The organism is Porphyromonas gingivalis ATCC 33277 (assembly GCF_000010505.1).
Taxonomy (GTDB): Bacteria; Bacteroidota; Bacteroidia; order Bacteroidales; family Porphyromonadaceae; genus Porphyromonas; species Porphyromonas gingivalis.
In genome coordinates this window covers 2,005,261-2,026,545 of sequence record NC_010729.1, presented here as the reverse complement: position 1 = coordinate 2,026,545, position 21,285 = coordinate 2,005,261, and the positions used below count along the sequence as shown (strand labels likewise).

Here is a 21,285-nt window from a genome sequence, read left to right as displayed (position 1 = left end):
CGTCTGTAAAGCAGATTGGCTAAAGATGTTATTTGAGTCTTTCTTTGCGGATCGAAAAAAATATGAAACAGACTTTTCGCTTTATCAAACCAATTGAACGGATTACTCACCTGAAGCCGAATGCTACGATGATGTTGTTCTTGGCTTCGGTGTTGGCAGTCATCATGGCTAATAGTTCGTTGAGTACTATCTATCATGAAATTTTAGAGTACCCTATCAATCTTACGATCGGAGGTCATGAGGTCTTTTCTCATCATGGAGAGACCATGACCTTGCTCCAGTTTGTGAATGATGTGCTGATGGTCATTTTCTTCCTTGCTGTCGGTTTGGAGATCAAGCAGGAGATTTTGGTCGGCGAATTGTCTTCTTTCAAGAAAGCTATGCTCCCCATTGTAGGAGCCATAGGAGGGATGATCGTCCCTGTCCTTTTCTTCCTGCTGGTTGTTCATGAAGGCCCTGGTGCAAGAGGTGCTGCCATCCCTATGTCTACGGATATAGCTTTTGCCTTGGCGGCCTTGGCTGTTTTGGGAAGTCGGGTTCCGGCAAGCCTCAAGGTATTCCTGACGGCTTTGGCTGTTGCCGACGATATAGGTGGTATTATCGTTATTGCGCTCTTCTATAGTTCCCATATCAACATCGGGATGTTGGCCATTGCCTTCGGTATCCTATTCATCATGTATTTGATGGGGCGTATGCATGTGAGCAACTTAGGACTTTACTTCGTCTGTACTTTCTTTGTTTGGCTCTTTTTCCTACAGAGCGGTATCCATACCACAATAGCCGGTGTGCTGGCAGCTTTCATGATTCCGGCCCGTCCTGGACTACATGCCAAGAATCTTCGTGCCGAGATGCGTTCCCTTTTCGAGGCAATGCCCAATGACAAGATACGACAATCAGGTAGCTCTCTGATCTTGAGCCATAACCAAATCAACGTAATCAACTCCATGCGTAAGATTGCACGTAAGGCTATAAGTCCTATGCAGCTCATGGAAGAGTATCTCAGCCCGATAGTAGGCTACTTCGTCTTGCCTCTCTTTGCCTTTGCCAATGCTGGCATCACGCTCGGAGGAGTCACGGCAGATGCCTTGTGGGGCGTGCCGATGGCTGTATTCTTGGGCTTGTTTGTCGGCAAACCTTTGGGTATTTACTTTTTCACCTATGGTTTTGTCAAGATGAGGCTCTGCCCTTGGCCAGAAGGAATGAGCCGTCTCAACCTCATGGCAGTCTCCTTATTTGGAGGTATCGGTTTTACTGTTTCCCTCTTTATCGCTACCCTTTCTTACGCCGGAGCCGAGCATTTGCTCTTCCTCAACGAGGCCAAGCTCGGTATCTTCGTTGCTTCGATTTTCGCTGCTGTGGTCGGTATCGTTACATTGCGATATGAGCTGAATCTGGAAAACGCCAAGGCGCAAAAGAGTTGAGAGGTATTTGAAAGGATCACCTCTTCCCATGCAAGAGAAGCAGCATATTCATATTGGAGAAATTATCCAACGGCTGAGTGGCAGGAAACTCCCACAGCCGCTTATCCGTTTGCTGGAGCGCCTGATACATCAGGACGAGATAAACGATATACTCGACCGGTACGGACATCTTGAGGGTGTGGACTTTATGACTGCTTTGGTCGGATATTTTCACGTCGATATAGATTGGAATGGAGCAGATAGACTGCCGTCCGACAAGCGGTGCCTTTTTGTCTCCAATCATCCGCTTGGCGGGTTGGACGGTATTTGTCTCAGCCACCTGATCGGTAGTCACTATGATTCGGACGTGCGCTATATCGTCAATGATATCCTCTTTCATCTACGCCCCCTCCGTAAGATTTTTGTTCCTGTCAATACCCGTGGCAGACAGAAGCGTGAGAGTATAGATCGGCTGCAGGAAGCTTTGGAGAGCGATTTGCCGGTCATCTCTTTCCCGGCCGGCTTTTGTTCCCGTCTGATCGAAGGTAAGGTCCAGGATACCCCGTGGAAGAAGAGCTTTGTCCGTCAGGCCTACGCCAGCAAACGGGATATAGTTCCACTTTTTTTCGATGGACTTAATTCGACGCGTTTCTACCGGATAGAGCGTCTCCGTCAGCTCCTTGGTCTTAAGTTCAATATCGGGATGGCTTTGCTGCCGGATGAAATGTTTCGGAGCAAGGGACGCCATTTTCGCGTATTCGCAGGCCGGCCTATTCCATGGCAATCTCTTGCGTCTGCCCCCCGAGATACGGCTGAGCAGGCACTTCATATCCGTTCACTGGTATATGACCTCAGCCCGTCGGCCTTAAAGAAATAACCATTAAACCCATGTGCCTCGAACCCATTATTGCTCCGATCTCACCCGAGTTGCTCAAACAGGAGCTGACTGCCGATCGTTTTCTGCGGACGACAAACAAAGCCGGCAATGAGATCTATGTTTTTACGGCCGAAGAAGCTCCGCATTGCATGAAAGAAGTAGGCCGACTGCGAGAAGAAGCCTTTCGGCATTATGGCGGAGGTACTGGCAAGGCGATCGATATAGACGGGTTCGACATCATGCCCGGGAGCTACAAACAGCTGATCGTATGGGATCCGCAAAACAAGGCTATACTCGGAGGCTACCGCTTTATCTATGGGCGGGACGTTGCTTTCGATACCGATGGCAAGCCTTTGCTGGCAACGGCAGAGATGTTTCGCTTCAGTGATGCTTTTTTGCACGATTATCTCCCCTACACAGTCGAATTGGGACGTTCGTTCGTGTCGCTCCAGTACCAATCGACACGGATGGGCACAAAGGCCATTTTTGTGCTGGACAATCTTTGGGACGGTATCGGAGCACTCACTGTAGTCAATCCTGAGGCACTCTATTTCTATGGCAAGGTGACCATGTACAAAGACTATGATCGGCGAGCTCGCAATCTGATCCTGTATTTTCTTCGCAAGCACTTCTCCGATCCGGAAGGCTTGGTCAAGCCTATTCATCCCCTACCGATAGAGATCAGTGCGGAGGATGAAGCCTTGTTCTCCTCATCCGACTTTGACACCAATTACAAGACTCTCAATATAGAAGTGCGCAAGCTGGGTATCAATATCCCTCCTCTCGTGAGTGCATATATAGCTTTGTCTCCGGAGATGCGTGTTTTCGGCACTGCAGTGAATGAGTCTTTCGGAGAGGTGGAGGAAACCGGCATATTCATTGCTGTGGGTAAGATCCTGGAAGAGAAAAAACAACGGCACATAGAGAGCTTCATCCTCAGCCGGAACGAAAAAAAAGGTCTCGACAGTAGCAATGGCCGATCATAACGACCGCGGACGCCAAGGCGAAGAGATCGCGCTGAAACACCTCAGGCAGCAAGGCTATCAGATAGAAGCCCTGAACTGGCAGTCGGGGCGGCGCGAGCTGGATATCGTGGCATCCACGTCCAGAGAACTGGTCGTTGTGGAAGTCAAGACCCGTACCGAAGGCTTTCTACTGGCCCCCGAAGAGGCTGTGGACGCACGCAAGCGGCGACTGATTTCCGAATCTGCGCATCACTATGTGCGTATGTACGCCATCGATCTGCCGGTACGCTTCGATGTTATATCTGTAGTTTTGAGTGCTGATGGTTCCTGCAAACGCATCGAACACAGAGAAAATGCCTTCCCTCTTTTGCTGAAACGTTCACAGAGAAGTACACCTCGAAGACGCAGATTATAGCCCGGCCGACTTCGTCGATTCCCGTTCTCTGAGGATAAGGGGTTTCCATAGCCCTGCATACATATAGGACAGCCACCTTGTTCGCTTTGCAAACGAGGTGGCTGTCTTCGTTTTTGTTGGTTCGCCATAAGGCTTTCGGAGCTTGCGATTGTTATGCATATTTTTCGTATGAGTCGATAGCCTATTTGCCGAGTCTTTTTTCTGTATGCAAAGTTGTGATTGGCACCGTATTAGAGACTTTTTTGGCTCGGTGTTCGAAAAATGGTAATTTGGCACCGCCTTAGCGATGGACACTTTCTCTAAGGCATGATACTGACTACAAATCACAAAATATCAAATAATGAAGTTCACTCTGGACAATACGCTGCCTGCTTATCCCAAGTTTGTAGCAGGTATTCGCCGCGCTCCTGACCGCGGCTTCCGTCTTACCCCTTCACAGACACGCACGGCCTTGAAGAATGCATTGCGTTATATCCCCGTGGAGTTGCATAAGGAGCTTGCTCCCGAATTCCTCGAGGAGCTGAGAACCCGTGGAAAGATCTATGGCTATCGCTTCCGTCCCGAAGGGGATCTCAAAGCTAAAAGCATCGACGAGTACGAAGGCCGATGTATAGAAGGAAAGGCCTTTCAGGTGATGATCGACAATAATCTCTGTTTCGACATCGCCCTCTATCCCTACGAACTCGTTACTTACGGAGAGACCGGGCAGGTATGCCAGAACTGGATGCAGTACCGTCTCATCATGAAGTACCTCCGAGAGATGACCAACGAGCAGACACTCGTGATCGAAAGCGGTCATCCTTTGGGACTCTTCAAGTCCAAGCCTGATGCTCCGCGCGTGATCATCACCAACTCCATGATGGTCGGCTTGTATGACAATATCAAGGATTGGGAGATCGCTGCCCAGATGGGTGTGGCCAATTATGGACAGATGACTGCCGGTGGCTGGATGTATATCGGGCCGCAAGGTATCGTACACGGTACGTTCAATACCCTGCTCAATGCCGGTCGTCAGAAATTGAATATCCCCACGGGAGGCAATTTGGCCGGCAAACTATTCGTTACCAGCGGTCTCGGCGGTATGAGCGGTGCGCAGCCCAAGGCTGCCGATATTGCAGGAGCTGTCAGCATAACGGCCGAAGTGGACAGCAGCCGTATCGATACCCGTCACGGACAGGGATGGGTCAAGTTCCGTACCGAGTCGAAAGAAGAGGCTTTCCGTATGGCTGCCGATGCCCGGAAGAAGGGCGAACCTTGTTCTATCGCCTATCATGGCAATGTAGTAGACCTGCTCGAATATGCTTTGAGCGAAGGTATTCATATCGATCTCCTTTCCGATCAGACCAGTTGCCATGCCGTATATGAAGGCGGCTACTGTCCGGTGACACTCTCTTTCGAGGAGCGTACACGCCTGCTCAAAGAGGATCGCGACGAATTCTGCCGTCAGGTCGATCTCGGACTTAAACGTCATTTCGAAGTGGTGAAAGCTCTGGTAGCACGCGGATCTTACTTCTTCGACTACGGCAATGCTTTCATGAAGAGCATATACGATAGCGGTATTATCGAGATCAGCAAGAACGGAATCGACGATAAGGACGGATTTATCTGGCCGAGCTACGTGGAAGACATCATGGGCCCCGAGCTGTTCGACTACGGCTATGGCCCCTTCCGCTGGGTATGCCTTAGCGGTAAGCATGAGGATCTTGTCAAGACCGACCATGCAGCCATGGAATGCATCGATCCGGACAGACGCGAACAAGACCGCGACAACTGGATCTGGATACGCGATGCTGAGAAGAATCAGCTCGTCGTAGGTACACAGGCACGTATCCTCTATCAGGATGCACTCGGACGAATGAACATAGCACTGCGCTTCAATGAAATGGTACGCCGTGGCGAGGTTGGCCCTATCATGCTCGGACGTGACCATCACGATGTGAGCGGTACGGACAGTCCTTTCCGCGAGACCTCCAATATCAAGGACGGTAGCAATGTGATGGCCGATATGGCCGTGCAGTGTTTTGCCGGCAACGCTGCTCGCGGAATGAGTCTTGTGGCTCTGCACAACGGTGGTGGTGTAGGTATCGGGAAGTCTATCAACGGCGGATTCGGCATGGTGCTCGATGGTTCGGAACGTGTGGATGCCATCTTGCGTTCGGCTATGCTGTGGGATGTAATGGGAGGAGTGGCCCGACGCTCATGGGCGCGTAACCCCAATGCCATGACAGTAAGCGAAGAGTTCAATACGACTCACGCGGACGGATACCATATCACAATTCCATATCTGGTAGACGAAAGTCTCCTCGATTCGATTCTCTGACCGACAGGTTACGAATCATAAAACTACAGCAGGGGAAGGAACGCACCGGACGTCCTTCCCCTGCTGTCTTTTTTGCTCTTGGGTTCAGTTTTTTAGGACACATCCGGATTAGATCGTTTGCCGTCGTTTTTTACAAGGAGTCGGTATCGATCGGGAGAAACGGGAAGAAAAAGGGCGAAAGAGGGCTGTGAAAATCACCATTTTTAGCGATTGTATGCTGTGGACAAACCCTATATCTTTGTGTATCAGGCATAGAGCAGTTTTTAACAATCGAAATCTCAGGATGGATTTTTCTTCCTATACAATCCTTTGCCTTAATCGGCTCGATGCATGGATACCGGCTTTCGGTATGCCCAAGTGATCGCATAAGGGACAGAATGTCGAACAAAATCAAGAATGGATATGAAGCAGAAAAACGCCTACAACCGACTGACAAACCATTACGACGATGTCCTGACCGGACGGAAATGGTGGTCGTGGCTCTATATGCACTGTCTCTGGAAAACGGACGACAATATCATCGCAGGCTCGGTGCTGGACATGATTCCCGACGGCTTCGAGGGCAGAATACTCGACGTCCCCGTAGGAACAGCCATTTTCACCTATGACAAATACAGGCGGATGCCCCAAGCCGAGATTGTCGGGCTGGACTATTCGCAGGAAATGCTCGACATAGCAGCGATGCGCTTCAGTGCAGAGCAAATAACCAACGTATCGCTCCGGCAAGGCGATGTCGGCAGCCTGCCTTTCCCCGATGCGGCTTTCGACCTCGTGCTCTCTATGAATGGCTTTCACGTCTTCCCCGACAAGGACCGTGCCTTTGCAGAGACTTTCCGCGTGCTAAGAGGAGGTGGTCTCTTCTGCGGGTGCTTCTATGTCAAGGGGGAACGCAAGCCCGCCGATTGGTTTGTCCGCAAGTTTTTGGACAAAAAAGGCTTGTTCCGTCCGCCCCATTATACGAGGGAGGAAGCTATCGAAAAGCTCCGTTCCTTATATGCTGACAATGTGGAGATTCGGGATGCTCGCTCCCTGTTGGTGTTCAAATGCGTCAAACCTCGATAACCGCAATCGGATTACATCGGAATCAATAACCAAAAACATATTATCTATGAGCGTAACGAACATCATCGATGACGAAAGGGTTACTATCGTACAAGGCGTAAACGGCATCCTGCTGTGTCAGGAATCGTGGATGGCAGACAAAAGCCACAGATGGGACCGGAACCATCCCAATGCGATTGGCGACACGGAAGCCGATGAGCCGAGTTTAATATGAACGAGATCAGACAATAAAACCAACCCTTAAAAAAGTATGCAAACCATCATCACCACATTCATCCTTTTCTTTTGCTTGCGACTGCTCTCCCTCTCCTATTCCATCTTCAACGAGAAGCGACTGCTACGCAAGGGCGCAGTACAGTATGGCAAGCTCAATTCGCTTTTCCTCACCCTGGCTCACATAGCCTACTACTTCACTTCCCTGTACGAAGCGTATGCCACGGGAGTCGAGTTCAATACCCTATCCGTCTGGGGCGTAGCGATCTTGGTTTTTGCCTATGCCATGCTCTTCTTCGTCATCTATAAGCTGAGGGATGTGTGGACGCTGAAGCTCTATATCGTACCCGATCATCGTATCGAAACGAGCTTCCTGTTCAAGACGGTACGCCATCCCAACTATTTCCTCAACGTCATTCCGGAGCTTATCGGTATCACTCTGCTTTGCAATGCTTGGATTACCTTCTGTGTCGGAATGCCCGTCTATCTCGCTATCCTCTTCGTTCGTATCCGTCAGGAAGAGCGCGCCATGAAGCATCTATGGGCGACGGTACGATAGAGAATGATTTCAGGCAAAAAGGCCTAAAATACAGACCGAAAAAGTTTTCAACAACGAAGACGAGTTTGGAATCATTCCAAATAAGCACCTGAAAGGAAGGAGACTCGGAAGTAAAAAAGCAGGAAAAGCGGACTTTTTCAGTTCGGACAATGCTTTCAAACTCTTTGCAAAGCGATCTGTATATAGATCAAAAACGATTTATATACAAATCGTTTTCCATTTGTATACAGATCGTTTCTGATTTATATATAGTTCGGACGGCTCAAAAGGCCCATTCCCGAGCTGATATAAAAGAGGCACGCACCCGATTCCACCACGAATCGAGTGCGTGCCTTATCTGTTTGTAGGTCTTGCGAAAAGTTTTATCGCCTATGCTTCATGCGCCCTGTGTCTCTTCCTTCGGATAAGCGGGTAGTATATAGATGAATGCGCCGGAGCGATTTGTTCGGATGCGTTGGTTGTGCGGGCGAAGTCGGAGTAGATGTTGCTGTTCATTGAGTCGTTTCGTTATGCTGTTCTATCGGTGGAAAAGCTCTGATATATAGCTGTTTATATTTTGTGTGGAGCTTTCCTCTGCTTGCAAATGTAGCAAAAAAGCCCACATCCGATGAATCGAAATTTTTGGAGAACAATCTCACCCTTTACGGGATAATCACATTGCTTCTGTTGGCTTGCAAGAGCTTGATTTATAAATGCTTGATAGCCAGCCGATGTCTTTATTGTATTTCCACTGAGTAAAAATACGCACTCTATTGAGTAAAATGTATGGGCATGGATGCAAGAGCTAAGTACCGCTATTGACCTTTTTCCTTTCTGTTCGGATTATTATACCTTTGAGGGAGTTACTCTTTTATACACATCTGACGATATGAAAGCCAAGAAACCCCAAGCCATTTTAGACTTAGAGAAGACCTATAACATTGATATTCCTGATCTTTCCTCACAAGAAGGGATAAGCTGGTCGGTAAATAGGTATTTCAAGCAAGATTCCTCCGGTGCAGTCGTTGAGCTTCGTCTTAGAAGTTGTCACATAGATGGCAAGGCTTGGCTTGTCGATTTTCCTGCTGTAAAAACACTTGACTTAAGAGGTAGTCAAGTCCGTAAGCTTGAGGGTCTTGAACGTCTTACGTCTTTAACAGAGCTTTATCTATCAGGTAATCGAATCCGTAAGCTTGAGGGTCTTGAACGTCTCACGTCTTTAACGGAGCTTTATCTGTCGGGTAACCAAATCAGCAAGCTTGAGGGTCTGGATCATCTAACTTCCTTAACAACGCTTTTTCTATCGCATAACCAAATCAGTAAACTTGAGGGTCTGGATGGTCTCACGTCCTTAACAGTGCTTGATCTATCGCATAACCAAATCAGCAAGCTTGAGGGTCTGGATCATCTCACGTCCTTAACGGAGCTTGATCTAAGGGATAACCAAATCCGTAAGCTTGAGGGTCTGGATCATCTCACGTCCTTAACAGAGCTTGATCTAAGGGATAACCAAATCCGTAAGCTTGAGGGTCTGAATGCTCTCTCCTCCTTAACAGAGCTTTATCTATCGGGTAACCAAATCGCTAAGCTTGAGGGTCTGGATCATCTCACGTCCTTAATAAATCTTTTTCTGTCGGGTAACCGAATCAGTAAGATTGATGGTCTTGCTTCTCTCACGTCCTTAAGAATGCTTTATCTATCGAAGAACCAAATCGATAATCTTGAGGAATTAAAAGACCTGACGCAATTGCAAAAACTTGATGTTTCGGGCAATAAGATTCAATCTGTTGATGATATTAAGCTATTGGCTCCGATTCTGGGACAAAGATTGAAAGATCTGAAAATCCATAATAATCCATTTGTTGCATCATCAGGCTTGATACTTTCTCCTTATGAGAATCATTTGCCGGAGATTAAAGCTCTGCTTGAGAAAGAAGCGCAGAGCAAAGTATTGCATGATCCTTTTTGCAAGGTAATGCTGTTGGGAAATCATTGCTCCGGGAAGAGTACATTCCTTAAAAAGTACGATACCGGCTATCAATGTGAGGGAAGTACGCATGTATTGTCGGTACATCGAGCTACAGAGCCTAATGCCATCTTTTACGACTTTGGGGGGCAAGACTATTATCATGGGATTTACCAAGCCTTTTTTACCACCCAATCGTTATACCTTCTCTTTTGGGATGCTAAGAAGGATCGAAATTTTGTGAGCGTAGATAATAGGGAATATCAGACTCTTAACTTCAATCGCCCCTATTGGTTAGGCCAAATAGCCTATGCCTGCAATCGTTGGATGTCCGCCGGAGGAGAACAAGACAACGAGGACAAACCACAGGCTATAGACGATACAATTATCATTCAGACTCATGCCGATGAAACGGGTGCTAAGCAGCAAACCTTAGGCTGTGTAGCCGGTGATAGCGTATTGGAAGAAATCTATGTATCCTTAGAGCCCAAGGCGAATAGTGCCGTACATGCGCTCAACTATCTGAATGAGCGGGTGCGAGAAGTTGTTGCAAGCAGGAGTAAATCAATTCAGATCACTGAAAAAGATAGAGAATTGTACGAAGCTCTTCCCACAATCGCCGGTGATAATAAACACATCCCGATCTCTCTCGAAGCTCTTGCGGCTCAATTGAATAAGGGAAGAGATGAAAAAGATCTTTACACCATAGAGTATCTACAGACCGAATTGAACCAACTCAGTCTGCGAGGGGAGGTGCTTTACTATCGCGAGAATGAGAAGCTGAACAATTATGTCTGGTTAGATCCGGCAACTTTTGTCCAAATGATCCATCGGGAAATCCTTAAGAAGAAGAGCGTCGAGAAAGGAAAGATTCGAAAAGACACTTTCAGAAAAAAACTGGACAAGCTTTGCTCTGACGGTCAAACGGGCGTTGGAGAGAACAATATGACTTTGCAGCTATTATTGGAAGAGCTGATCGTATATGAAGATAAGAACTGCTATGTGATACCCGGCTACCTCCCTTTGCATTCCGATGACGAAGCCGATGAATTGCGTACTTTGAGATTCGATAGGCCCAATTTTGTCCTCAAATTCGAACGCTTTATCCCCTTTGGCCTGATCAATCAGATTATAGCCTACTATGGACGGGAAGAAGGTGCTCTAAAGCGATATTGGCGAGATCAGGTCATCTTCACAGCAGGCCGTGAGATGGATAGGCGACAGATTGAACAAGAAGAAAAGAAAGAGGGTTTGCCCAAGGCGAATGCCGAAGATTATCTGATCTGGATTAAGCTCGACTTTGCCAACCTAACCATATCCGTATTAATCAAAGAGCAGAAAAAGACGTTCGCTAAGGATATGCAGCAGAAAGAAGTTGCTATCCTCAGTGATATATTGGATATGTATTGGAACAATATCCCTCCGAGGGAGCAAATAGGAGATAAGGGTGCGGAAGAAACACGAAGTTCCATTCGTGAAACAAACAGAAAGAAGAGACCCATCCAAGATCTCTACCTCTCCTATGCCGAAGCGGATAAAGATTTGACGGAGTCTCATTATATCCATTTGGGCACGCTGGACGATGAAAGCAAGACTACAGCGAGGATTGCAGCCTATCCGTTGAAGGACGGAGCTATCGATAAAGAGCGGGTGCGAGAAGTATCGACCCGTCCCTACAAACATCTTTCCATCAATAAAAAACTATCGGGAGTAAAGCGCGTCTTCATATCGTATTCCAAGCATGACCGTGAGGAGCTTGAGCAATGTCTTATATTCTTCAAACCCTTGGAGATAAGTGGTCTGATCGAGATCTACTATGATGAGTCGACTAAGTTTGAAACACCCATTCACCCTGAAATAAGAAAGCGTATTGTCGAAGCCGACTGTATAATCGCTTTGATAAGCCAACGCTATCTGACCACGGACTATATTCGATACTATGAATTGCCTGAATTTCAGGAGTATAACAAGACCATAGTGCCGATATTGATCAAGCCTTGTACATTCGAAGACGATGAGTTCCTTCGGGAGAAATATTTTGCTCAGAAAGCTCAAATAATCAATCTTGGAAAAGAGGGAAAAACCATTAAAGCTTATGATAGTATTACGGCATCAGCCCATCGTGATGAAAATTGGGTAGCTGTAGTCAGAGAGTTCAAAGAAAAGATATTAAGAATAACAAAACAGGAGGTAAATACAGATGAATAAGGAAGAATGTAAGCGTCAGCACTTGGATCATGTGCAGGGCGTCATTACCCGTATGGCGGGCAATTCGTTTCAGATCAAAGGTTTTTGTATGGCTATGGCCACCATTCTCGGAGCCTTATATGCGGCGAACTTCCGCTGTGAGTTGATGATTGTATTGGCACTGATAAGCGCGGCATGTGCCTTGGTGGATGCTTTCTACTTGCAACTGGAAAGGAAGTATCGCGAGCTATACAAACGAAGCGTAGCAAAAATGGAGGAAGACCGTCCGCACAAGGAAATCTACGATATGGATGTTCGTAAGATCAAGATGAACTATTGGCGTTGCCTCTTCTCCAAGAGTCTTTGGATGCCTTATGGGATCATACTGGCTCTTTTATTGATTTGGCTTTTCCTCTCATGCTTGCATCCTTGCGGACTGCCGACTATCTGCTGCAAATAAGCCGGAAGTGGAATGAAGAAGATCGTGATAGCCATAGACTCCTTCAAGGGTTGTCTCTCCTCTGCCGAGGCAGGAGAAGCAGGCGGTATGGGAGGTGGGCTGTTGGCTTCACACCCCGAGCGATTATCCCTCGGGGTATTTTTTGTTTATAGGGTGTTGCATTTACTATTGGAAAATACATGATAATCTCATCCTTTACGGGATAATCACATTGCCTTTATTGACTTGTAAGAGATTGATTATGAATCAAATGTCTTTATTATATTTGCACTGAGTAAAAATACTCACTCTACTGAGTAAAATGTGCGGATATGTATAAAAGAGCAGAGTATCATGTGATTACAGATCGTCTTAAAGATCGGAGGAGATTCATTCAAGTCGTAATGGGGGCTCGTCAAATCGGAAAATCAACGGTTGTCAAGCAGGTGCTGAAGGACTTGGATGCACCCTATCAGTTCTTCTCAGCCGATAATGTTCCGACTGTGAACGGTGCTTGGATTTCCGATTGTTGGGCTGCTGTCCGTAGCCTGAAGGAGGCCAAGGAGTGGGAGAGCATTATTCTTGTGATCGACGAGATACAAAAGATTGCTAATTGGAGTGAAGTCGTGAAAAAAGAGTGGGACGATGATACGTTCCATGACCGTAATATCAAGGTGTTGCTGTTGGGCAGTAGTCGTGTGTTGTTGGAAAAGGGGTTGTCAGAGTCGCTGGCCGGTCGATTCGAAGAAATACGCATGAGCCATTGGAGCTATCAGGAGATGAAAGACTGCTTCGGTTTCTCGCTCAACCAATATCTGTTTTATGGGGGATATCCCGGTGCCGCTTCCCTGACCGATGATGACGACCGTTTCAGCCAATATATTCAAGCTGCCATTATCGAAGCAACTATCAATAAGGACATTCTGATGGGTACACCGATAGGTAAACCGGCTTTGCTTCGCCGGACTTTCGAATTGGGGGCTGCCTATTCGGGAGAATTACTTTCTTTGAACAAGATGTTAGGCTCACTCCAAGATGCCGGTAATACGGTGACCTTGGCCGGATATATCAATCTGTTGGATGAAAGCGGATTGCTTTGTGGACTTCAGAAGTTTGGTTATGATATGGCAAGGAGGAAGGCAAGTATTCCCAAACTGCAGGTCTATAACAATGCATTGAAGATGGTGTATAGCCCTTTTACCTTTGAACAAGCGATGCTTGATCGCAAGTCCTGGGGGCGAATCTTCGAATCAGGCATTGGAGCCTACCTCGTCAGTCAGGCTTTTGTTCATCGTTTCGAGGTATTTTATTGGCGCGAACGAGACGATGAAGTCGATTTCGTCCTGCGCAAGAAAGGTTCTGTTGTTGCCATTGAGGTGAAAAGCAATGCAGAGAAAAGGACAGACGGGCTGGACAAATTTTCCCATTCCTTCAAGCCCCAATCGGCTTTTATTCTCGGAGATGGAGGTGTCAGAGCCGAAGACTTCCTTTCGATGGATATACAAAAGTTATTCTGAGTGTCGCTGTTTTTTTGCGAACAGCACAATAAAAAATTGATGCACTTAAAGAGTCCTTTCCGATAGCAATCTCCACCTGATACCGAAATTTGTCTTTTCCGGATACAGGTTTACAGAATGAGAGCAAAAACCTAAGAGCCATTCGAGTTAGTTTGTCTATCGTTTTTTCTCTTGGGTTTTGGAATTTTTGTTTGGATGCTTTGCAGTGCTTCCGGATTTTGTTGTAAACTAAATGCGGAATGAAGAAGATCGTGATAGCCATAGACTCCTTCAAGGGTTGTCTCTCCTCTGTCGAGGCAGGAGAAGCAGCTGCTGAGGGCGTACGGGCAGCCTGTCCGATTGCAGAAGTAATGGTACTGCCCGTAGCTGATGGGGGAGAGGGGATGCAGGATGTACTGATAGCTGCCACAGATGGGCAGCGCATAGCCGTTCGTGCACACTCCCCTCTAATGGAAATGCGCGAGGCTTCTTATGGTATATCCGCTGACGGACAGATGGCTTTCATCGAAATGGCGAGCATCAGCGGACTGCCTCTCGTGCCGGAAGACCGGCGCAATCCTATGCAGACTACCACGTTCGGAACGGGAGAGCTGATCAAAGATGCTCTGGATCGAGGTTGTCGTAAGTTTATCGTCGGGATCGGTGGCAGCGCCACCAACGATGCCGGACTGGGGATGCTACAGGCATTGGGCTTTCGCTTTTACGATCGGGATGGGAGAGATATAGGGGAGGACGCGGCCCTATGCGGCGGTTTGCTGTCGGAGGTCTATCGCATCGATGGCTCTTCGGTACATCCGGCTTTGGCCGATTCGCTTTTTACGGTGGCCTGCGATGTGCGCAATCCTTTCTGCGGCCCCGAAGGTGCCGCTTTTGCCTTTGCTCCTCAGAAGGGAGCAGATGAGGAGATGGTGGCCCGATTGGATGATTCGATGCAGCATTTGGCTGCCGTTATACACCGGCATACGGGGCAGGATATAGTCCATATCCCGGGAGCTGGAGCTGCAGGCGGTATGGGAGGAGGGCTGTTGGCTTTCCTCGGAGCGGTGCTGAAGCCCGGCATCGAGCTGCTATTGGACGCTTTGCATTTCTCCGAAAAGATACGGGAAGCCGATTTGATTCTGACCGGTGAGGGCAAAGCCGACCGGCAGACCCTGATGGGCAAAGTGCCGGCCGGTGTGTTGGCTGAGGCCATGAAGCAGGAGATACCCGTGGTATTGCTGGCCGGCAGTATCGAGGATGCTGTGGCCCTTAACCGCGCCGGTTTCCTCGGCCTCTTTCCGATTACTCCTTCTCCCGTCAGCCTTAGAGAGGCAATGAATCCGGCTTATGCACGGGACAACCTCCGGCGCACGGCCGAGCAGGTATGCCGTCTCTATGCTTTCGCCTCCGCACGGCCTTAGTCGGGCTGCTTTTTTTCGATGGGAATCCCCCTATATATAGGTATGGGCCTATTCTTTTTAGCTATTTGTGGTGATATTACAAGTCGTTGATCTCCTCTACTTTTGCGTAGGTCAAACCAATATAAACTATTCAAAAACATGAAATCAATCGGAATCTTCTACGGTTCTTCTACCGGAACGACGAGCGATCTGGCTCAAAAAATTGCTTCTGCATTAGGCGTTGACTCCGCTAATGTAATGGACGTGGCAAATGCCGACGCTGCCGCTGCAGCGAAATACGATGTACTGCTTCTCGGCTCTTCCACATGGGGATTGGGCGACTTGCAGGACGACTGGGAATCATTCCTGCCGAAACTGAAAGGCGAAAACCTGAGCGGCAAGAAGGTAGGTCTCTTCGGCTGTGGCGATGCTTCTTCTTATAGCGATACTTTCTGTGCAGCTCTCGGTACGATCAAAGCCGAATTAGCTAATACGGGCTGTACTTTCATCGGTGCTTATCCTGCTGAAGGCTATAGCTACGACGAGACGACTGCCGAAGAAAATGGCCAACTCATCGGCTTGTGCGTGGATGACGCTAACGAATCCGACCAGACCGAAGCTCGTATGGAGCGTTGGATCGCTGCCATGGGCTTGTAATTAATGTTCTCTAAGAGCCGGAGATCGAGATCAGAGGGAAACTGCTTAGCGCGAAATAAAAGCGTATTTGTCATCAAAGCTTACTCCTCTTCTCGGCCTTCGGCTCTCTCGTTACCACTCTTTTCCTCTTCCCCTTCTTTCCGTTATTTATTCGACTCCTGACGATGGACACGCAAACACTCAATAGCGATCTGCGCGTATTCATGCACCATATATACGAGTTTGAAAAAGGTGTGCGAAGCATGGTACTCGCCACACTGGCTAACGACGACATCCCATATGCGGAAGAACGGCTGCGAAGCCGGCAGATCCCCTATTTCGCCCAGCCTACTCCGAATACGGAGCGTACCAATCTCTTTTTCGGCTGCAAGGAGTGTATGGAGGCTATCCGTCTTTTCGTGAGTGGACGCTCTCTGAACAGCCTGACTCCGGAGGAAGATTTCATCATCGGGGCTATGCTCGGATACGATATTTGCAGACAGTGCGAACGCTATTGTCGCCGCAAATCGAACTCTTAGGAAACAGCGTTGACTTTCAACTATTTGCCTTACTTTTGTTGTCGGTTATTAAGCCAATCCGTTTTCTCGATAGATAGACAATGGCTATGACGACAAATGAAGTCAAGGACAAGCAGTTGGAATTGGACAAACGCTATCTGCGCATGGCGCGCATTTGGGCGGAGAATTCCTACTGCGAACGGCGCAAAGTGGGTGCTCTTATCGTCAAAGAGCAGATGATCATTTCCGATGGGTACAATGGTACACCGGCCGGTTTTGAGAATATCTGCGAAGACGAGAACAACGTCACCAAGCCCTATGTCTTGCATGCCGAAGCCAATGCTATCACCAAAGTGGCCGGCAGCACGAACAACAGCTCCGGTGCTACTATCTATATCACGGCAGCTCCCTGTATCGAGTGTGCCAAGCTCATCATCCAGAGCAAAATAAAACGGGTGGTTTATTCCGAGAAATATCGTCTGGACGAAGGTTGTCGCTTGCTGGAGCGAGCGGGCATTGTCGTCGACTTTATAGACATTTCCGATATTCAGGAATAAGTTTTTTATGAAACGTTCATCCGGTTCCGGCAGCACCCTCTCATACATCCTTATCGCTGCCATCTTCAGCGCCGTTGGTGCTCTTGCCTCACATTTCTATTTCACTCACAAGAATCCGAGCGATCTGAACGAAGTGTTGAATCTGATCGACAGAAACTATGTCGATTCGGTAGATGTGCGGAAGTTGCAACACAATATGATTCCCTATCTGCTGGAGCAGCTCGACCCTCACTCCGTATTCCTTAGCAAGGCCGACAACGCCGAGGAAGCTGCCACGCTTAGCGGCGGATTCTGTGGTATCGGCGTTTCTTTCAATACACTGCTGGATACTATCGTGGTTACACAGATCGTACCGGGAGGCCCGTCCGATCGTGCAGGTATCCGAGCCGGCGACCGTTTGCTTCAGGCCGGATCGCAGAAACTGTACGGCAAGGGTGTCGATATGAACACTATCGACGATGTGCTTCGTGGAGAAAAGGGGTCGGTGGTGAATATCCTGATACGGCGCAATGGAAAGGAATCGGTGCATCGGGTGGTACGAGACGATGTCCCTCTGCCCTCGCTCAATGCTTCCTACCTGATAGAACCCTCCATAGCCTACGTGCGAATCGATTCTTGGACTGGTACCACACATGCGGAGTTCATAGAAGCCTTGGGACGTTTGCGCAAAAAAGGGGCTACGAGCCTTATCCTCGATCTGCGAGAAAATCGGGGCGGTTTGCTGGAGCCGGCTATTGCCATGGCCAATGAATTTTTGGGTAAGAATCTCCCCATTCTTCAGATCGAAGGCAAAGCGTATCCGCGTGAGGAGATTTCGTCCGATGGCAAAGGTATCTTGCAGCAAATTCCTCTGGTAGTGCTGGTGGATGAGTTCTCGGCAAGCAGCAGCGAGGTATTTACCGGTGCCATGCAAGACCATGACCGCGCTCAAATCATCGGTCGCCGGACGTTCGGCAAGGGACTGGTGCAACTGCCGTTCGATTTGGCAGATGGTTCTGCCATCCGCCTGACCGTAGCACGCTATTATACGCCATCGGGACGCTCCATTCAGAAGCCGTATTCTTCCGGCGTAGATGAAAATTACTATCAGGATCTGAGGAATCGCTTCAATCACGGAGAGCTATACTCGGCCGACAGCATACCTTCACTGGGAGGAAAGATATTCAAGACAGCCGGTGGCCGCGAAGTCTATGGTGGCGGTGGCATCATACCGGATATTTTTATCCCACTGGATACAGCCGGTCTTAATTCCTATATGATGAAAGTGGAGGATTCGGATTTGATCCCTCGCTATGCTTTCCTGTACAGCGATGCGAACAGGGTTTCCTTGAGTCGTTTTAAGACAGTCGAGGAGTTGGGAGCTTATCTGGATCGTACTTATCTGATTTTCGACTTTGCTTCTTTTGCCCAGCGTTACGGTATCCCGATGCGTACTTCTTTAATCAACGAAGCTCGCAACCGCATAAAAAAATATATCAATGCATACATTGCGATGAATTTCTTCGATTTGCAGGGGTATTATCAATTGCTGCTGCATGATGATCCTTTTATCCTCCAAGCCATTTCTCTCATCAAAGAGGGCAAAACTTTTCCATTGATTTATGACCAAAAAGGAACTCAGAGCACAGATCCGGCAGCGTAATCGGGAGTTGCTTGTGGCAGAAAACCGTGAGAGATGGTCGCAGTCCATCATAGAGCGGATTCGCCGGCTCGACATATTTGCTGATGCCAAACGTATAGGACTTTATCATGCTTTGCCGGACGAGCCGGATTTGGCCGGCTTATTACGGGAGTATGTTCAAACCAAACAGCTTTTTATCCCCAGAGTAGAAGGGGACGACATCGCTTTCTATGCCTATACCGGCGAGGCTGATCTTGAAGCCGAAGGGGCTTATGGCATAGCCGAGCCTACAGCCGATGCCGCTACAGCCATTCTTCCCTCTTCGTTGGATCTGCTGCTGGTACCCGGTGTAGCTTTCGATCGCAAAGGCAGTCGCATGGGGCGAGGCAAAGGCTATTACGATCGTTTCCTGCCGGCGACTCAAGCTCGGCTTATAGGTGTCACGTTCTCCTACCGTCTTTTGGAGGAATTGCCTACCGATCCTTGGGATCGCCCGATGGATGGAGTCATCACCGAAAGCGAAACACTCTTCTGCTGACCGTTTTTTCCTTTTCTGTTGCCTTCGTATGTAGCCCGAAAGGGCGAATGTATCGGTGAAAGAGTTCTCTCGGGGGATTCCTCCGCCGGTTGTTCGGGGTGGAGCCAAATCCTGTTGTGGTCTGTCTTGGTATAGTCTTCCGGTGGTAGCTTGTCGGTTGTATGAAAAGCCCTACTTTTGTAAGAAACCAATAAATATATACACAATGAAGTTTGAAGTAGCCAGCAACGTCCTGTTGCAACACTTGCAATTGATTGCCCGCGTCATAGCTTCACGCAGTACACTTCCAATTTTGGAGTCTGTACTTTTCGAGCTTGAGGGAGATCAATTACGTCTTACCGCTGCCGATATGGCCAATCGGATGAGTACGGAACTTACCGTGAACAACGTAGGGGGCGAAAACGGTTCTTTTGCCGTTCCCGAGAGGATCTTACTTGAACCACTGAAAGAATTGCCCGATCAGCCGATCTCTTTTGAGATAAATATGGAAACCAAAGCCGCTGAGATAGCATACAGCAACGGGCATTACAGTTTTGTGGTACAGGATGCTTCGACCTATCCGGTGGCAGCTTCTTTGTCTCCCGAAGCAATCGTTTCTGTCATTCCGGCGGAAGCCTTGCTCAGTGGCCTTTCGGCTACGCTCTTTGCTACCAGTCAGGACGAACGCCGGCCGATCATGACAGGGGTCTATCTGGATTTCTTCGAGGACAAGCTTGTTTTCGTAGGCTCGGATGGACAGATCTTGGTGAAGCAGGAGGATGCTAATGTGCAGAGCCGTCGGCGTAGTGCCTTCTGCCTGCCTCGGAAAGCCTGTCTTCTGCTGCGCAATGTTCTGCCCCGATTGGAAGGCGATGTGACACTCACGTATGACAGCAACTATCTCCATATAGAACTTGGCAATTATACGCTCAGAGCACGGTTGCTGGAAGGTCGTTATCCGAATTATAATAGTGTAATACCTACCAGCAATCCTTTCTCGGTGAAAGTGGATCGTGCTCAACTCCTATCCGGAGCCAAGCGCGTATCTATCTTCTCCAATCCGGCTACGAGTATGCTGCGCATGGAGTTTACTCCTGCAGGCATCCGCTTATCGGCTAATGATATAGATTTCTCTGTGGCTGCTGAAGAACATGTGCCGGCAGAATGTCCGGCCGACATCAACATGCGCATCGGATTCAAGTCGGATGTCTTTCAGACAATTCTGCAAGGAATGCCATCGGAAGAAGTGATAATGACTTTGGCTGATCAGACTCGTGCCGGTCTCATACTGCCGGCAGAGAATGCACCGGGAATAAGCTTGTGCAATTTGCTTTTGCCGATGAAGTTAATCGGCGAATAAAAACGAATTCGAATGAAATTGAATCTGAAAAACCCGCTGATCTTCTTCGACCTCGAAACGACGGGTGTGGATTTGGTACGGGACAGAATCGTCGAAATCTCCATACTGAAAGTCATGCCCGATGGAAGCGAAGAGTGCAAAACAAGGCGTATCAATCCCGAACGCTCTATTCCTCCCGAATCGACAGCCATTCACGGTATTACGGATGAGGATGTGAAGGACTGTCCGCCATTCCGTTCAGTGGCCAAAAGTCTGGCGCAATGGATAGAAGGGTGTGATTTGGCAGGCTTCAATTCGACACGATTCGATGTGCCGATGCTGGTGGAGGAGTTCCTCCGTGCCGGAGTGGATATTGACCTCCGCCACAGAAAACTCATAGACGTTCAGACGATTTTTCATAAGATGGAACCTCGCACATTGGAGGCAGCTACTCGTTTCTATTGTAATAGAACTTTGGAAAATGCGCATTCAGCTGAAGCCGATACGCGTGCTACATACGATGTGTTCAAGGCCCAATTGGATCGTTATGAGGGGACATTGGAGAATGACATGGCTTTCTTGGCCGACTTCTCCCGCCAGTCTCGCAACGTGGACTTTGCCGGTCGATTGGTTTATGACGACAACGACAACGTTATCATCAATTTCGGCAAGTATCGTGGTCGTAAAGCTCTGGATGTATTGCGTACAGATTCCGGTTATTACGGCTGGATCATGGATGCGGATTTTACGCTGAATACAAAGCAAGAATTTACTCGCCTGCGTATGTCTCTGAACAATCCGGAGACCAAATAAACAAGT

19 protein-coding genes are annotated in these 21,285 nt (G+C 48.3%); all 19 read left to right on the top strand.

The window, feature by feature from the left end; translation table 11 throughout:
* The first annotated feature begins 62 nt into the window (after nt 1-62).
* Complete coding sequence (nhaA, locus tag PGN_RS08555; protein WP_012458544.1) at nt 63-1,421, top strand: Na+/H+ antiporter NhaA; 1,359 nt, start codon at nt 63-65, stop codon at nt 1,419-1,421.
* Between the two features lie 28 nt (nt 1,422-1,449).
* A complete protein-coding gene (locus PGN_RS08550; RefSeq protein ID WP_012458543.1) occupies nt 1,450-2,277 on the top strand; it encodes a 1-acyl-sn-glycerol-3-phosphate acyltransferase in 828 nt (275 codons plus the stop codon).
* Nucleotides 2,278-2,288: 11 nt separating this feature from the next.
* Nucleotides 2,289-3,263 (top strand): GNAT family N-acetyltransferase, encoded by a 975-nt coding sequence (locus PGN_RS08545; protein ID WP_012458542.1) that lies wholly within the window; start codon nt 2,289-2,291, stop codon nt 3,261-3,263.
* Nucleotides 3,250-3,657 carry a YraN family protein gene (locus PGN_RS08540; protein ID WP_004583537.1) on the top strand — a complete coding sequence of 136 codons (408 nt, stop codon included), beginning with the start codon at nt 3,250-3,252 and terminating at the stop codon, nt 3,655-3,657. Before PGN_RS08545 ends, PGN_RS08540 begins: the two co-directional genes overlap by 14 nt.
* Nucleotides 3,658-3,997: 340 nt before the next feature.
* Nucleotides 3,998-5,977 carry a urocanate hydratase gene (locus PGN_RS08535; RefSeq protein WP_012458541.1) on the top strand — a complete coding sequence of 660 codons (1,980 nt, stop codon included), beginning with the start codon at nt 3,998-4,000 and terminating at the stop codon, nt 5,975-5,977.
* Between the two features lie 396 nt (nt 5,978-6,373).
* The gene (locus PGN_RS08530; protein WP_012458539.1) at nt 6,374-7,039 is read left to right on the top strand and encodes a class I SAM-dependent methyltransferase; all 666 of its coding nucleotides are present in this window, start codon (nt 6,374-6,376) and stop codon (nt 7,037-7,039) included.
* 46 nt (nt 7,040-7,085) lie between these two features.
* A complete protein-coding gene (locus PGN_RS11630; protein ID WP_169924600.1) occupies nt 7,086-7,253 on the top strand; it encodes a hypothetical protein in 168 nt (55 codons plus the stop codon).
* Between the two features lie 36 nt (nt 7,254-7,289).
* Nucleotides 7,290-7,811 (top strand): isoprenylcysteine carboxyl methyltransferase family protein, encoded by a 522-nt coding sequence (locus PGN_RS08525; RefSeq protein ID WP_012458538.1) that lies wholly within the window; start codon nt 7,290-7,292, stop codon nt 7,809-7,811.
* 868 nt (nt 7,812-8,679) lie between these two features.
* Nucleotides 8,680-11,964: a leucine-rich repeat protein gene (locus PGN_RS08520; RefSeq protein WP_039417428.1), complete on the top strand. Its 3,285-nt coding sequence runs from the start codon at nt 8,680-8,682 to the stop codon at nt 11,962-11,964.
* Complete coding sequence (locus tag PGN_RS08515) at nt 11,957-12,403, top strand: hypothetical protein (RefSeq protein WP_004583528.1); 447 nt, start codon at nt 11,957-11,959, stop codon at nt 12,401-12,403. The genes PGN_RS08520 and PGN_RS08515 overlap by 8 nt, the downstream gene beginning before the upstream one ends.
* A 311-nt stretch (nt 12,404-12,714) precedes the next feature.
* Nucleotides 12,715-13,899 (top strand): ATP-binding protein, encoded by a 1,185-nt coding sequence (locus PGN_RS08510; RefSeq protein WP_012458536.1) that lies wholly within the window; start codon nt 12,715-12,717, stop codon nt 13,897-13,899.
* Between the two features lie 239 nt (nt 13,900-14,138).
* Entirely contained in the window at nt 14,139-15,299 is a 1,161-nt protein-coding gene (locus PGN_RS08505) for a glycerate kinase (RefSeq protein ID WP_012458535.1), read from the top strand.
* A gap of 138 nt (nt 15,300-15,437) precedes the next feature.
* On the top strand, nt 15,438-15,935 hold the full coding sequence (locus tag PGN_RS08500; protein WP_005874342.1) for a flavodoxin: 498 nt from the start codon (nt 15,438-15,440) through the stop codon (nt 15,933-15,935).
* Nucleotides 15,936-16,099: 164 nt separating this feature from the next.
* On the top strand, nt 16,100-16,453 hold the full coding sequence (locus tag PGN_RS08495) for a DUF2023 family protein (RefSeq protein ID WP_004583522.1): 354 nt from the start codon (nt 16,100-16,102) through the stop codon (nt 16,451-16,453).
* Between the two features lie 86 nt (nt 16,454-16,539).
* The gene (locus tag PGN_RS08490) at nt 16,540-16,989 is read left to right on the top strand and encodes a dCMP deaminase family protein (protein WP_004583521.1); all 450 of its coding nucleotides are present in this window, start codon (nt 16,540-16,542) and stop codon (nt 16,987-16,989) included.
* 7 nt (nt 16,990-16,996) lie between these two features.
* Nucleotides 16,997-18,631, top strand: a complete 1,635-nt coding sequence (locus PGN_RS08485) for a S41 family peptidase (protein WP_012458534.1) — start codon at nt 16,997-16,999, stop codon at nt 18,629-18,631.
* Nucleotides 18,591-19,148: a 5-formyltetrahydrofolate cyclo-ligase gene (locus tag PGN_RS08480; RefSeq protein WP_039416511.1), complete on the top strand. Its 558-nt coding sequence runs from the start codon at nt 18,591-18,593 to the stop codon at nt 19,146-19,148. Before PGN_RS08485 ends, PGN_RS08480 begins: the two co-directional genes overlap by 41 nt.
* Before the next feature lie 205 nt (nt 19,149-19,353).
* Nucleotides 19,354-20,487 (top strand): DNA polymerase III subunit beta, encoded by a 1,134-nt coding sequence (dnaN, locus tag PGN_RS08475; RefSeq protein ID WP_012458532.1) that lies wholly within the window; start codon nt 19,354-19,356, stop codon nt 20,485-20,487.
* 12 nt (nt 20,488-20,499) lie between these two features.
* A complete protein-coding gene (locus PGN_RS08470) occupies nt 20,500-21,279 on the top strand; it encodes a 3'-5' exonuclease (protein WP_012458531.1) in 780 nt (259 codons plus the stop codon).
* Nucleotides 21,280-21,285 lie beyond the last annotated feature (6 nt).